Origin of the sequence: Flavobacterium sp. N2038, from assembly GCF_025947185.1 — a bacterium.
Classification (GTDB): domain Bacteria; phylum Bacteroidota; class Bacteroidia; order Flavobacteriales; family Flavobacteriaceae; genus Flavobacterium.
The window spans coordinates 3364163-3378188 of sequence record NZ_CP110001.1 but is presented as its reverse complement, the minus strand read 5'-3'; the positions used below and the strand labels follow the sequence as shown (position 1 = coordinate 3378188).

The 14026-nt window shown below is 33.4% G+C and carries 18 protein-coding genes and 1 pseudogene; 4 read left to right on the top strand and 15 right to left on the bottom strand.

All coding sequences use genetic code 11. From position 1 onward, the window contains the following. Positions 1 to 204 precede the first annotated feature (204 nt). From OLM51_RS14970 to OLM51_RS14960, 3 genes are all read left to right on the top strand, one after another. Positions 205 to 1050 (top strand): NAD(P)H-hydrate dehydratase, encoded by an 846-nt coding sequence (locus OLM51_RS14970; protein WP_264551403.1) that lies wholly within the window; start codon positions 205 to 207, stop codon positions 1048 to 1050. 204 nt (positions 1051 to 1254) lie between these two features. Continuing rightward, positions 1255 to 2034 carry a HipA family kinase gene (locus OLM51_RS14965; protein WP_264551402.1) on the top strand — a complete coding sequence of 260 codons (780 nt, stop codon included), beginning with the start codon at positions 1255 to 1257 and terminating at the stop codon, positions 2032 to 2034. Beyond that, positions 2024 to 2407, top strand: a complete 384-nt coding sequence (locus OLM51_RS14960) for a DUF3037 domain-containing protein (RefSeq protein WP_264551401.1) — start codon at positions 2024 to 2026, stop codon at positions 2405 to 2407. The genes OLM51_RS14965 and OLM51_RS14960 overlap by 11 nt, the downstream gene beginning before the upstream one ends. 258 nt (positions 2408 to 2665) lie before the next feature. Here OLM51_RS14960 and OLM51_RS14955 read toward each other — a convergent pair whose 3' ends face one another. From OLM51_RS14955 to OLM51_RS14930, 6 genes are all read right to left on the bottom strand, one after another. After that, positions 2666 to 3214 carry a HutD family protein gene (locus tag OLM51_RS14955; protein ID WP_264551400.1) on the bottom strand — a complete coding sequence of 183 codons (549 nt, stop codon included), beginning with the start codon at positions 3212 to 3214 and terminating at the stop codon, positions 2666 to 2668. Between the two features lie 128 nt (positions 3215 to 3342). Beyond that, positions 3343 to 3849, bottom strand: a complete 507-nt coding sequence (locus tag OLM51_RS14950; RefSeq protein WP_264551399.1) for a GNAT family N-acetyltransferase — start codon at positions 3847 to 3849, stop codon at positions 3343 to 3345. A 307-nt stretch (positions 3850 to 4156) separates the two neighbouring features. Beyond that, entirely contained in the window at positions 4157 to 4984 is an 828-nt protein-coding gene (locus tag OLM51_RS14945; protein ID WP_264551398.1) for a hypothetical protein, read from the bottom strand. 116 nt (positions 4985 to 5100) lie between these two features. Beyond that, positions 5101 to 5604: a hypothetical protein gene (locus OLM51_RS14940; RefSeq protein ID WP_264551397.1), complete on the bottom strand. Its 504-nt coding sequence runs from the start codon at positions 5602 to 5604 to the stop codon at positions 5101 to 5103. Between the two features lie 134 nt (positions 5605 to 5738). Continuing rightward, positions 5739 to 5909, bottom strand: a complete 171-nt coding sequence (locus OLM51_RS14935; protein WP_264551396.1) for a hypothetical protein — start codon at positions 5907 to 5909, stop codon at positions 5739 to 5741. Continuing rightward, entirely contained in the window at positions 5885 to 6262 is a 378-nt protein-coding gene (locus tag OLM51_RS14930; RefSeq protein ID WP_264551395.1) for a hypothetical protein, read from the bottom strand. The genes OLM51_RS14935 and OLM51_RS14930 overlap by 25 nt, the downstream gene beginning before the upstream one ends. A gap of 136 nt (positions 6263 to 6398) precedes the next feature. Here OLM51_RS14930 and OLM51_RS14925 point away from each other — a divergent pair. After that, positions 6399 to 6795 (top strand): annotated as a pseudogene (locus OLM51_RS14925) (helix-turn-helix domain-containing protein). Between the two features lie 159 nt (positions 6796 to 6954). Here the strand turns inward: OLM51_RS14925 and OLM51_RS14920 are convergent. The 9 genes from OLM51_RS14920 to OLM51_RS14880 form a co-directional block, all read right to left on the bottom strand. Continuing rightward, positions 6955 to 7749, bottom strand: a complete 795-nt coding sequence (locus OLM51_RS14920) for a restriction endonuclease (protein ID WP_264551394.1) — start codon at positions 7747 to 7749, stop codon at positions 6955 to 6957. Positions 7750 to 7906: 157 nt separating this feature from the next. Further along, positions 7907 to 8707 carry a hypothetical protein gene (locus OLM51_RS14915; RefSeq protein ID WP_264551393.1) on the bottom strand — a complete coding sequence of 267 codons (801 nt, stop codon included), beginning with the start codon at positions 8705 to 8707 and terminating at the stop codon, positions 7907 to 7909. Positions 8708 to 8876: 169 nt separating this feature from the next. Then, a complete protein-coding gene (locus OLM51_RS14910; RefSeq protein ID WP_264551392.1) occupies positions 8877 to 9284 on the bottom strand; it encodes a hypothetical protein in 408 nt (135 codons plus the stop codon). Between the two features lie 14 nt (positions 9285 to 9298). Beyond that, a complete protein-coding gene (locus tag OLM51_RS14905) occupies positions 9299 to 9727 on the bottom strand; it encodes a hypothetical protein (RefSeq protein ID WP_264551391.1) in 429 nt (142 codons plus the stop codon). Positions 9728 to 10108: 381 nt separating this feature from the next. Further along, a complete protein-coding gene (locus OLM51_RS14900; protein ID WP_264551390.1) occupies positions 10109 to 10552 on the bottom strand; it encodes a hypothetical protein in 444 nt (147 codons plus the stop codon). A 35-nt stretch (positions 10553 to 10587) separates the two neighbouring features. Next, positions 10588 to 11007, bottom strand: a complete 420-nt coding sequence (locus OLM51_RS14895; RefSeq protein WP_264551389.1) for a TIGR02391 family protein — start codon at positions 11005 to 11007, stop codon at positions 10588 to 10590. Positions 11008 to 11035: 28 nt separating this feature from the next. Further along, positions 11036 to 11278 (bottom strand): hypothetical protein, encoded by a 243-nt coding sequence (locus OLM51_RS14890; protein ID WP_264551388.1) that lies wholly within the window; start codon positions 11276 to 11278, stop codon positions 11036 to 11038. 259 nt (positions 11279 to 11537) lie between these two features. Beyond that, complete coding sequence (thrC, locus tag OLM51_RS14885; protein WP_264551387.1) at positions 11538 to 12827, bottom strand: threonine synthase; 1290 nt, start codon at positions 12825 to 12827, stop codon at positions 11538 to 11540. A gap of 149 nt (positions 12828 to 12976) precedes the next feature. Beyond that, entirely contained in the window at positions 12977 to 13900 is a 924-nt protein-coding gene (locus tag OLM51_RS14880) for a homoserine kinase (protein ID WP_264551386.1), read from the bottom strand. Positions 13901 to 14026 lie beyond the last annotated feature (126 nt).

Genomic DNA, 14026 nt, shown 5'->3' with positions numbered 1-14026 from the left:
GCTAAAAGTTAAGTTTTAGATGGAATATTCGTGCTTTCAGTTTTTTATGTAACTTTAAGCATAAGAAACATTTACGAATCGCTTTTATAAAGTCATACTTTCACCATCAGCTATGTTTATTAAAAGAAGTGAAACGCCTTTATGTGGCAAGAAATACTATGATTCTATGTGTTTAAAATTAATAAGGCTAATTAAAGCGTTTAGATGAAATCACCATATTTAATCACAAAAGAAGAAATTCTGAAAATTTATAAACCAGTAGATCCTAAAGCACACAAAGGGACACAAGGTCATGCCGTGATTATTGCCGGAAGTTACGGTAAAATTGGAGCAGCAGTTCTGGCTTCAAAATCCTGTTTAAAATCAGGCTGCGGACTCGTAACGACTTTTACACCAAAATGTGGTTATCAAATCCTGCAAATCAGTATTCCGGAAGTGATGGTTGCAACAGATGAAAACGCAAATTTTATAACCAATGTTCATCTTCCATTAATTCCGCAAGCAATCGGATTTGGCCCGGGAATAGGGCAGGAGCTTGGTACACAAAAGGCTTTATTCGAATTTTTGAGAGTAAACAAAGCACCTTTAGTTCTCGATGCAGATGCGCTGAATATTATTTCAGAGAATTTGGCATGGTTGGAATTAGTTCCCGAAGACACCATTCTGACACCTCATCCAAAAGAATTAGAACGTCTGATTGGTAAGTGGAATTCAGATTCTGAGAAGTTCCAGAAAACAATCACTTTTTCGGAAAAATACAAAGTTATTGTGGTCATGAAAGGTGCGCCAACATTTATTATAAACAGAACTTCGGTTTACGAAAACACAACCGGAAATGCTGCATTGGCAACTGCCGGAAGCGGCGACGTCCTAACCGGAATCCTGACAAGTCTTCTCGCTCAGGGCTACGAACCCAAATATGCTTCAAAACTTGGCGTCTACCTCCACGGATTAACAGCTGATTTAGCTTTGCCCAAAACAGGTCATGAATCTTTTACTGCTAATACAATTATTAAGTATTTAGGAAAAGCATTCTTGAGTTTAGTTTAACCGCAAAGGTCGCAAAGGTTTCACGCAAAGGACGCAAGTATTTTATCTTAATGCAGAATTTGCCCGCAAAGGCGCAGAGTCGCAAAGAATATAAAAACTTTGCGACTCTGCTCCCGATAGCTATCGGGATTACGAGATTAAAACTTTGCGAACCTTGCGTGAAACCTTTGCGCTCTTTGCGGTTAAAATCATTAAGTTTGTAATATGAAAAATTTCGACTTAAGAACGGTAAACGTCATGCGTTATATAACGCCGCTTCGGGAAGGCGGTTCTTTACCCGCTTTGGCAGAAGCCGATGACGATTTTAAATACGTATTAAAATTTAGAGGTGCCGGACACGGCGTAAAAGCACTTATAGCCGAATTGGTAGGCGGACAAATTGCAAAAGCCTTAAAACTACAACTTCCGGAATTAGTTTACGCCAATCTCGACGAAGCCTTTGGAAGAACCGAAGCCGACGAAGAAATTCAGGATTTACTACAAGGAAGTCAGGGGTTAAATCTGGCACTTCATTTCTTGTCAGGAGCCATAACTTTTGATCCTGTTGTAACGACTGTCGATGCCAAATTAGCTTCGCAGATTGTTTGGCTGGATGCTTATATTACCAATGTTGATCGAACTTTCAAAAATACCAATATGCTAATCTGGCATAAAGAATTGTGGCTAATTGATCACGGTGCATGTTTGTATTTTCATCATTCCTGGAACAATTGGGAGCAACATGCCAAAAGTCCGTTTGCATTGATTAAGGACCACGTTCTATTGCCTCAGGCGTCACTTTTAAAAGAAGTTGATACTGAGTTTAAAGCAGTTCTTACACCGGAAATTTTAGAAGAGATTGTAAATACAATTCCGTTAGACTGGTTGCAATGGGAAGATGCAGACGAAACACCTGAGGGCTTGCGAAATGTATATCTTCAGTTTTTAAAGACAAGATTAGAGAATTCAGAAATTTTTGTAAATCAGGCTCAAAATGCAAGATAATCACTTATATGAATATGCTGTGATTCGTGTTGTACCAAGGGTAGAACGCGAAGAATTCCTGAATATCGGGATTATCTTGTTTTGCAAAAAAGCCAAATTTATAAAGGTTCTTTTTCATTTAAATAAAGAAAAAATAGAAGCCCTTTCCGCCGATTTCGACATTGAACAATTGGAATGTAATTTAACTTCACTAGTAAGAATAGTAAACGGAACCAAAGACGGCGGCCCAATTGCCGAATTTGATATTCCCGAGCGTTTTCGTTGGCTAACGGCGATTAGAAGTTCGGCAATACAAACATCAAGACCTCATCCTGGTTTGTGTCAGGATTTGGAGAAAACGATTCAGAGATTGTTTGAGGAACTCGTGTTGTAACTGTTTTTGAACCATATAAGTTATATAAGATAATTTAAGGTCTGGCTTAAAAAAGAATCTCGCAAAGTCGCGAAGTCGCAAAGTAATTAAACCATATAAGTTATATAAGCTCATTTTAGACAAAGCTTAAATTATCTTATATAACTTATATGGTAAAGAGAAAAAAGCTTTGCGACTCTGCTCCCGATAGCTATCGGGATTGCTAGATTAAAAAACTTCGTGTCTTTGTGCCTTCGTGGCAAAACAACTTAGATTCTTTTAAAAATCCAATATTCCAAAGAGGCATTCAGTAGAAAAATGAAGCATTACATTTTCCTTTTCTTCATTTTCAATAACTAGTAAATCATAAGGTTCCAGATTATATGACTTATCATTAATTGTAATAACTGTTGTATCTAAAGAAAATAAAATGACTACCTGAGCATTACAATTCTGATTGCTATTTGTGATGCTCAATTTATGATGAGAGACTTTTTCAGAAACCATCCAATTAAAATCAGTACCATTTGTATAAGAAGTCACCTCATCATCTGAGTTAAATTCCATGATTTCATGCTTCTTATATAGCTTTTTTTCTTTGTTTACCTCAATATCTAAGCTGTTATCAAGCATAACCAGATATCGGTAATAGCCCTTAAATTTGGTAAACTCCGAAGGTATTTGCTCTATTGTAGCACTGCTTATTCTGAATACAAAATCCCTATCGGCATAATTAGCTGTTTTCGGATGTATTATATATTCATAGGTCAACCCGCCGCTCCAAATAGAAGCTTTGCTACTTTTTTTAGGCAAAAGAATTATGTTCATTTATTGGATGTTTTATTATGACTACAAGTTTCCAGATACATTTTTTTAATCCTGATTTTAAATGAACTTATATCACTTATATGGTTAAAAAAACTTTGCGTCTTTGTGCCTTCGTGGCAAAAAGAAAATTAAATCTTTTTCTCCAAATAGATAAACTCCAAAGGCTCTTCTGAAACCGTAACATGAATACCACTTTCAGGGAAAGCCTCTCTTTCGCCCGTATCAACATAACCATGGCGTTTGTACCACGCAATAAGTTCTTCGCGAACCGAAATAACCGTCATAATAATACCAGACAAACCAAGAGCTTTAGCATGATTTTCAGCTTCAGCCAAAAGCTTTTTCCCGATACCGCTATTTTGCAATTCAGGCGAAACGGTTAGCATTCCTAGATACAATTGATGTCCTTTTTCGACCAATAAAACCGAACCGATAATTGTATCATTCTCGGTAAATTTGAGAATCGTATTTTTAGGATCAAGAAAGATTTCAGTCATTTCCTGTTCGTCTGTTCTTTTTCCTTCTAGTAAATGTGCTTCGGTTGTCCAGCCTTTTTTTGAAGATTCACCTCTGTATGCTGAGTTGATTAGGGTTGTTAATGCTGGAATATCTTGTAATGTTGCTTTTGTAATCATGTTAAGCTGATTGTATTATGAATATAAATGGTTTCCAGTTTTAACTGGAAAAAAATATTTGGATTGCCCCCAGCTTTAGCTGGAGAAGCAAAATTACATTAGAAAATGGCTTTAGCCTAATCTTTTGAGTTTTTTGGCTAAAGCCGAATCTTGTTCAAAAAGTAAACCTCCAGCTAAAGCTGGAGGCAATTGAAAATTTAGATTTTTTATAATATCCTAAAGTTTATTAGTCATAAACATGTTCAATTATTCATTGGGCTTCTAAAATAGATAAGTTAAAAAGGAAAGACAGATTTTTATTGTTGTTTTATCTAAGTGAATATGCTGCTATGGTTTTTTTGAAAAGAGAAGGGACATAGACTATTTTTTTCTCCTTGTCGAGTCCTATATCTGCCGAGTAATATTCCTCTTTTCTGGTATCCGAAAGGATTTCTTTTGAGCCATCTTTATGTACATAATAAACAACTCCAGTCCAGCAACTCACAATAAACGCACTGTCTGCTATTGGCTCAATTCCATCTGTATTTTCATCCATGCCTTCTGCCAAAAGTTGCTTATTCTTTTTATCATCCATTTTGTATAATGATCCATTGTCTAAAAAATACAAATCATTATCGATAAATTTTAGACCATTAGGCTTGTTTAGATTTTCTAAATAAACAGTTGCAACATCATTTTCTAGTTTGAAAATCTTACCTACTTTTGGATCAGACACATAAACGACTCCTTTTTTATCAATAGTTACATCGTTTAATATTTTGGCGCCATCAATGGTTATTTTTTTTAGTATTTTTTGTTGTTTTATATCTATAATTACAATTTCTGTAAGGTCGGCTACAAATAACTTATTCTTGAATTTTGCCATTCCTTTTGGGGCATTTAAACCTGATATCCAGTTTAAATTAATAATTTTCCCATCGACAGTTAATTTTCCTATGCTTCCTTTTCCGTCACGTTCAGCCGGTGAACCATCCATTAAAGAGGTGTATAAAATCTGATCTGTTTTGTCATATAATACCGATTCAGGAATGGGTAAAATACTATCTGTTATCCAAATTCTATTTAAAGAATGTTGAGCAATACCCGAAAAACTTATTATAAATAGCAATAAAACGTAAAAAATATTTTTTTTCATTTGGATTGATTTTAGATTTCTTTTCTACAAATAGTTTTCAATTTCTAGCGCGAGGATTATTTATGATACTTTACAAAGTATCCTGACTTTGCACAGCAATTGTAATTGTTTTTCTTTTAAGATTCCCAATGTCCTTCAAAATAATAATAATGATCATTGTCAGATGTAAGGTAAACATCAGTTGTGTTTATGTGATTTCTTGGTGAAATGGTCTCATTAATTAGGAAACAGTTATCATACTCTTTTGATGCATCAAGAAAAGAAATGTCAATACAGTTTTCTGCTGTCCAATATTTCAGATTTTCATTTATGTCATGAAGTGATGATACTATAAATTGGTTTAGTTCTTCAGGTTTAATTTGCCTAACGTTCAAATTTTTTGCCCATTCCTTTAGATCGGTATTGTCGATCCAATTTAACTTTCCATTAATGCTTGATGTGATGTTTTTATTTGACATTATTGTGCTCAAGAGAAAGTGCTCAAGAGTTTCAAATTTACTTTTTTGACCGACTGTTAATCTCACATAACTTACACCCCACGTCCAGCCAATACCATCTGTCTCGAAGTCAAGATTGTAATTTTTAGCGTCAATATAGTTTTCTAGTTTTTTAAAATTCATTGATGTTTCTATAAAGTAATGTAGAACGTTTTGTAGCTAAATTAAGTCTATTATTATGATTTTTAATTTCCCTAAGGCACAATTGTTTATGCGCTACGTTGTACGTAGTCAGGAGGCATTGTACTCGATCGGCACTAAGAGAATGTTTCATCAGAACTATTTTTGCTTAAGTTTTCTAAAAATTTTATTGGATCTGTTAGAAATCTTGTTGCATTTGAAGCCTTAATACTTTTAAAAATATCTTCTAATTTTGGTTTGAAAATTTCTCCTTTTAAATCAATTAAAACCAATTCATTTTTTTGCATACATTTAAAATAGATTGCAAAACGTCAGTAATATTGGAAGCTTTTCTTAAGTCAATTCGAAATTGAAAACTTTCAATTTTAGATTTATCATCACTTAAACAAATACAAGCATCATTATCTTCATCATTATTTCCATTTCCTTTCCAGTTTAAATAAGTTTCATTGCCCCAATTAGCTTTTGGAATAATTTTATCTATTTCAGAAATAATTGAAGGAATGTCACCATCAAAATTTGTCCAAAAAGAATCAGTCTCTGGTAGAAATTTTGTTTTGTTATTTTTAAAAATACATTCGTAATTACTATCAATAGAATCTTCAGGAACTACGATTAAAAGATATTGCCAAACAGCCATTTTACGATAAGATTAATAATTGGTAATTGCTCTCGAGCTAGCTAATATAGAAATTATGAAAAACGTATCTTACAAAAACAACTTTGTTTTTTACCGAAGTTTATTTTCGTTTAAGAATTTTAAATATCTTTGAATTATGAGTACAGCAATAAAACCAAAACATATCGGCAGAAATATAAGCCGTATCAGAGAGCTTAAAGATATGAAACAGGAAGCACTGGCACAGGCTTTAGGGACAAGTCAGCAGACTATTTCGGCTATTGAAAACAGCGAAACTGTGGATGAAGAAAAACTAATTGAGATAGCTAAAGCTCTTGGAGTTTCTGTGGAAGCAATTAAAAACTTTTCGGAAGAAGCGGTTTTTAATATTATTGGAAATACTTTTCAAGATCATAGCGCAATTGCTTCAGGTGATTACAATTGCAATTGTACTTTTAATCCTTATAGATAAAGTTGTTGAACTTTACGAACGTTTGGTGCAAGCTGAAAAAGATAAGGTTGAGTATTTGGAGAAATTATTAAATGGAAAATAACCGTTTTGAGATATATTAAATTGAGAAGAGACCTTTGATGAGGTCTCTTTTTTATTGTTATATAGTTCGATTGCTAGCGCGAACGTCCCGCTCGTGCACGTTTCAATTGGTTTTTGAATTTCTTTGTGTTCACGAGCGGGATGCTCGCGCTAGCAGGGGTTAACTTTTTTTTGTTGAAATTTGTTTTCCTATCCAGCTTATAGGAAGTTCTATTACTTCACGTGCAAAAAGGTCTGGGGCGAAGTCACCGTTTTTAATCATTTCAATTTCCGCCATTAATATTTTCTCGTCAAGAAAATTTAAATTTAGATTCAACCAATTAGTTAATTCTTGAAAACTAAAAGCTATTAATAAGCCTTTCTTTTCGAGTGAATGTGTCTGTAAATCTATTGGATATTCATTTTTCAACGCAGAGTTTATTGCAAGATGAGCTGTCAATAATAATGAATGTCCAGAGAAATTAACGGGATAATCCCATATTTCACCTCTTAATCCATATTTTTGTCTAATTTTTTTAGAATGTGACCAATATCTATTTTCTAGTAAAACTAAACGATCCTTATATGTTTGAATAATTTCGCTTTGGATCAGCTCTTTTGTTAGGATTTTCAACTCCGTATACGTCATCAGTTGCACATTTGTTTTCAAAGTAGATTCTATAGCTCCAGATTGAAAACCTTTATCGCTTATTATGAATCCTTTGTCAGCTCCTATGTCATCAACAATTGTTCTAAGACCTAAAACTTGCAATTTGTTGACTTTACTTTTCCATTTTTTAGCTTCAATAACCCAAACGACATCTTGTCCTAAAAATTTAGTCTTTATCAAAATATCTATATCGTGGCTTGTTCTTATTCCTTGAACAGTGACATTTGTTTCCGCACTTACACCTAAAGTTCGAAAATAACTACATATATCTTCTTGAAATTTATACCATTCTGGCGATTCATTCATATGTATTTCTTAAAAATTTCATTAACCTCCAGTTATTAAAGCGGGTTTGGGACTAAATTAAAACCTATTTTCAGATTTGCAAAATCATTACAAATAGAAAACTAACTTTTCATTACGTCGATTGTCCAAATCCGTTGTAGTAATTGTTATGCAGCGTTTATTTACCTAATTGTTCTGTTCGGGTTATTTTCATAGTTTGTAAATCTATTAAAGGAAAACTTGTTTTTTCAAAATCTAAAAGAGGTCTTCCTAATACACAAAGTACTTCTTCTTGATCGATTTTCCATTTGACAGCAATTGGAGTTCTATTCATATGTTTATAAACCTTTAATAATTGAGGAGCACCACCGATTAAAGGATATTTCTGTTCATCTCTTTCATTTAGCATATCTCTCAATACTTCAAGTGGTTCCATGTCTAAACTTCCTTCCATGAGTTTATTCTTTTTCTTAAGAATTGCAACTAGGCGTTGTTTTGCATCTGAAGTGTAATCGCCAGAAAATGAAACCTGTATTTCTCCCTTTGTTCCTTTCCAAAAAGAAATTGGTCTATGTGTAAAAGCTTTAAAATGTTTGTCATAGTGAATATGCCAAAGAGCAAATTTGCTTTTTTTCCAAGAATATCCACCCATTAGAAATGATGTTTCTGGAATTTCGTAATCTGACTTGTACTTCAGCATTCCATTTAGGATTTTTAAAATGTAACCTTTAAAATCATATAAATCTTGTGAACTATTATTTGCTTTTGGATAATTTGCTACGGCTGTCTGCAATTGCAACATCATTGGATAAGCAAATTCAGTATGACCTTCAAAGCAAATAGCACAATCTGTTCTGTTAAAAGTTACGATTTTAGGTCCACAATCCCATGAACCGAATGAGCGTAATCTGCTATCTGTTGCGATAACAAGTTCGTCGTGATTTTTTAGCTTTCTAATCCAAGCGATACATAATGTCATTATATTTATATGTTGTTGATTAAATGTTGCAGAAAGTCCCGCTACTAAAGTGGGTTTGGGACTAAATTAAGCCCATTCTTCGGATTTGCCAAATCATAACAAATACAAAACCAACTTCCCATTAAGCCTATTGCCCAAATCCGTTGTAGTAGCTGTTGGCAGTAGTTTTTTATTCTGATTCACAAATATATTTGTAAACAACTGACATAACTGAACTGGGAATAATTTTTTCGTTGTATGTATCATAATATTCTGGACGTTGTGTTGGATTTCCATTTTTATCATACTTTACTGCATCAGATGATGCATATTCTTTTTCTGAACAATTCATTTTAATATATTCAAGAGTATAACCACCGCCAGTTTTTATAATTTTTCCACTCTTACTTTTAGTCGTTTTAATAGGTTCTGTCATTTTCAACCAAAATTCTTTTGTCCCATAATTATCTTTTTCAAAATGTATATAAACTTCATTGCCACTTTTAGAAGATGTTACATATTGAAATTCATCATCAGTTTGAGAAAATGTTTTACCTGATATTACTAAAATTAATAACGTGAATAATACTTTCTTCATATTGTTTAAGGTTTTTAATGATCTATTTTTATTTCAAAAGTTCTTCCATTTTCATCTTCCATTGTGGCTTCTCCCTCTTCATTTAATTCAGCAGGATTTATTTGACTTTCAGATGGATGAACATCATCATCTAGCCAACCGCCTTTAGGAAAATTAATTCTAACAACTTCTCCATTTTCAACATCAACATCCAAATCATAAGTTGCGGAATAGCCAGTTTTCGGATTGTAATAATCTACACTCGCATTGTATGAGCCATCATCATAATTTTTAGTTTCTGATAAGTTTTCATCCTCACTTTCGTCATCAGCAACTTCATAATTTGTATTTTCATCATTTACATATTCTGTAGAATTTTCATCTTCTGAATTTGTTTCATAATTTGAACTGTTTTTGCAACTTACAAAAAGAATTAACAATACAAAAAGTAATTTTAATTTCATAATTCTGTTAGTTATTCGGCAAAATTACTACCAACTTGTTTATAGGCGAAACAAATTTTCGTTTATACACCTGAATAGGGATAGATATGCGAAACTTTATTTCGTTTTCTTACTTTTCAAATATATGTATTTTTTATTGCCAATTTTTACGGATTTCCGTACTTGATATTTTTATATATTAATTCAAAATAATTAATGGTAATGCAATAAAAAAAGCGAGTATTTTTTTTTACTCGCTTAATCATCTTTGTATATGTTTTTTAATCTAAGAAATCCTTCAACTCCCTTGCTAGCGCGAGCATCTCGCTCGTGCCCATTCCAGTTGATTTTTGAATTTCTTTGCGTTAACGAGCGGGACCAAACGATGGTTAACAGTTGTACTTATTGAATAATTGATTTATTAATTTCTAAAGTAAATATATCTTCGGTATTTTTTTGAATTAGAGTTTTTTGTTTCTTAATTGTATTAACTCGAAGTTGTTGAAATAATACATTCTTTGAATCATTTTCTTTTGTTTCTTCAAAATTTAATCTAATTGTTTCAAATCCATTTATTCGTTGAGAATTAGAAATTTCTTGTACAGTTTTTTCAAATCTTGTCGAATAAATTAATTTCATTGGGCTCATTTTTTTAATTTCCATTCCTTCTTTGGATAGTGCTCCTAAAATAGCTGCCTGAATAGAAATTGCTTCCAATTTGTCTACGACTTTTACAATTAGTGGTAATTTATAATGATTTTCTGTTTTTGGATTCAAAAAATAGAATTCCAAATAGTAAGATTTTAAATTACTTTCAGGGGATTTTTTCAATGTTTTTATAATCATAATTATATTTGTTTTTCAGCTGTTGGTAGCTGTAACTATTCAGCTATTTTAACTCCAGATTCTTCAAGTTTTATAAATAAAAAACTTGCATTATATAATAAATGTATTGTTTTGGTTCTATCAGGATTCAAATTTTCATGAGCTTTAGGATTTCTTATTCCAATCATTGAGCCTTCGAAAATTTTCATATAGCCAAGTTGGATATTTCTACCATTAGCCGTATTTATATCAGCTAAATGAACTATTGGATTATTTACAGAAAAAGCAGCTGTCATTAATGGAGCCCCATCTAATTCTTGATTGTTTTTTGCAAGGACATGAGCTTTTAAAATCGCATTTGCCTCTCTTAAGCATACAAGAATAGAATCGGCAAAAAATCCTGCATCAAATCTTGGTTTTGCCAATTCTATAACTTTAGGATGTAAGTAAACCCAAAAATCTTCTAATTCCTCCATATTTTTTTACGATTTGTCTTGTAATGTTTTACTTTTCAATTATCCATCCAGGATTTGAGCCAGTTACAGCTTTATATTCCTCATAAGTATATTCTTCATGAGAAATTAGAATGGTAGCAAAATTTTCTGAGTTTGGAAATCTTTCTTTTACTCTTCGGATTGCTACTCTTTTCACAACGTTTAAATCGTATCCAGAACCGGCAACAATCTCAATTACTGATTCAGTTCCGTCAATGATTACATTAATTTTATCAAGGTAGTAATTTTTCATGTCTTTTAGTATATGTGTTATAGCTGTTGCTAATTCGTTTATATGTAAAAAAAACTTTAGTATATACATCTAAATTAAGGAAGGTAAGCGAAGTTTTATTTTGTTTTTTGCTTTTCAAATATATGTATTTTTCTTGCAAATTTTTAAAATTTTATATTCAAACTATTGAAAGCGAAGGTTGTATTGAAATGATTAGTTCAAAAAAAAAACGACTAAAATAGATCTTAGTCGTTTTGTATATAATTATATATTAAATTGATTATCCCAAGAAAGCCTTTAACTCCTCATAAGTTCCAATCTTAGTACTTACTTTCTCCTCATTAATAACACTTTCAATTTGAGCAGGAATAGGAAGTGTAATTCCTAGTGCCGGCTCAACCACATCTAAGAATTTAATTGGGTGAGCGGTTTCTAAGAAAATACCAATTGCATTGGGGTGTTTCTCCAATTCTTTTTTCAAACCTAAATAACCAACAGCACCGTGCGGTTCTGCAATATAACCGTCTGTATTGTAGATTTTCTTTAAAGCTTCAAGCGTTTCTTCGTCAGTATAACTAAAAGAAGAAAAGTCTTTTTCGAAAGCTTTTAAGTCGTTGTTGTACAATTCCTGAATTCTAATAAAGTTGCTTGGGTTTCCAACGTCCATTGCGTTAGAGATTGTTGCTTTAGAAGGTTTTGGATCGTATTTTCCGTTTTCTAAGAATCTTGGCACCGTATCGTTTACGTTGGTAGACGCTACAAAATGTTCAATTGGCAAACCTAATTTCTTTGCCATAATTCCGGCACAGATATTTCCGAAGTTTCCGCTTGGACAAGAAAAAACTAAAGGTTTGTTTTGGCTCTTCAACGCTTTGTAAGCAAAGAAGAAATAAAACATTTGCGGTAACCAGCGCGCAATATTAATAGAGTTTGCAGAAGTCAGGTTTTTATGCGCTAAAGTTTCATCTAAAAATGCTTTTTTGACCATATCCTGGCAATCATCAAAAACACCGTCAACTTCAAGTGCTTTAATGTTTTGTCCTAAAGTAGTCAATTGCTTTTCCTGAATATCGCTCACTTTTCCTGACGGATATAAAATGACAACATCAACGCCGTCTACGCCTAAAAATCCGCTGGCAACAGCTCCGCCTGTATCTCCGGAAGTCGCTACTAAAACGGTATTTTTAGCGTCTTTTTTATCTTTATTGAAATATCCCAAACAACGTGACATAAAACGCGCTCCAACGTCTTTAAATGCCATTGTAGGGCCGTGAAATAATTCTAACGAATAGATTCCGTTTTCGACTTTCACAACTGGGAAATCAAAAACTAAAGTTTCGGCAATGATTTCTTTTAGTTTTTCTGCAGGTATTTCGTCGCCAACGAATTGTTTGATCGCTTCAAAAGCAATTTCTTCGTGGCTTAAACTTTCGATTTTATCAAAAAAGGAAGGATCTAAAGCGGTAATGTTTTCCGGGAAATATAATCCTTTATCACTCGCTAATCCTTGTATAACAGCTTCTTTGAAAGAAACTTTTGGGGCATTATGGTTTAAACTGTAGTATTTCATTTGTTTATGGCTTTAAGCTTTAAGCTTTAGGCATTAGGCTTTTTCTGAATGCGTTTAGCTTTTAGCTTTCATTTTTTTCTTGGTTTTATATTATGCGCAAAGGTTTTAAGCTTATTGCCTAAAGCCTATTGCTTACAGCGCACGAAGTGCTAAAGGATGCGGACACCGTCAGGGTTTATCTTCGAAACGTGAATTTCATACGGTAAATTCATTTTTTCGTAAACGTCGCTCATGGCTCTGGCGATTTGATCGGCGGTTTCTTTTCCTCTGCTTAAAGCAAAAATCGACGGACCAGAACCTGAAATTCCTGAACCTAAAGCGCCGTTTTCAAGAGCCGTTTGTTTGATTTGATCGAAACCTGGAATTAAAACACTTCTTAAAGGCTCTACGATTTCGTCATGAAGCGATCTTCCAATTAATTCGTAGTCTTTGGTATATAAACCTGCGATTAATCCGCCCACATTTCCCCATTGCATAATGGCACTTTTTAGGGAAACGTTTTGTTTTAAAACCGAACGTGCGTCGGATGTCTTTAATTCAATTTGCGGATGAACTACCGTTGCGAATAATTCTTCCGGACTGTCAATTCTGATAATGTCAAGAGGCGAATAACTTCTTACCAAAGTAAAGCCGCCTAAAAGGGCAGGAGCAACATTGTCAGCATGTGCATTTCCGCTGGCTAATTTTTCGCCCTGCATAGCAAACTGAACCAAATCTTTACGGGAATAAGGTTTACCTAATAATTCATTAATTCCGAAAACCGCTCCGGCAGAACTTGCAGCACTGCTTCCAATACCGCTTCCGGCTTTTATGTTTTTATAAATTTCGATTTCGAATCCGAAGTCTAATTCGTATAAAGTTTCCAACATCGCCAAAGCCGCAACTCCGGAAACGTTTTTTTCGGTTTCAAGAGGCAAATCGGCACCGACAATTTTAGTGATTCGAACTCCTTTTTGATCGACTTTTCGAACAATCATTTCATCGCCCGCATTGTCTAAGCAAAGCCCCAATACGTCAAATCCGCAGGAGAGGTTGGCGATAGTTGCTGGGCAAAATAGTTTAATTTCTTTCATTTCTGGTTGGTTTTGCCACGAAGGCACAAAGTCACAAAGTTTTTATTTTTATAGTTTCTGAGGCGCTAAGATTCTAAGATACTAAGTAAAAAAAAACTTAGAAACTTAGCGTCTTAGTGCCTTAGC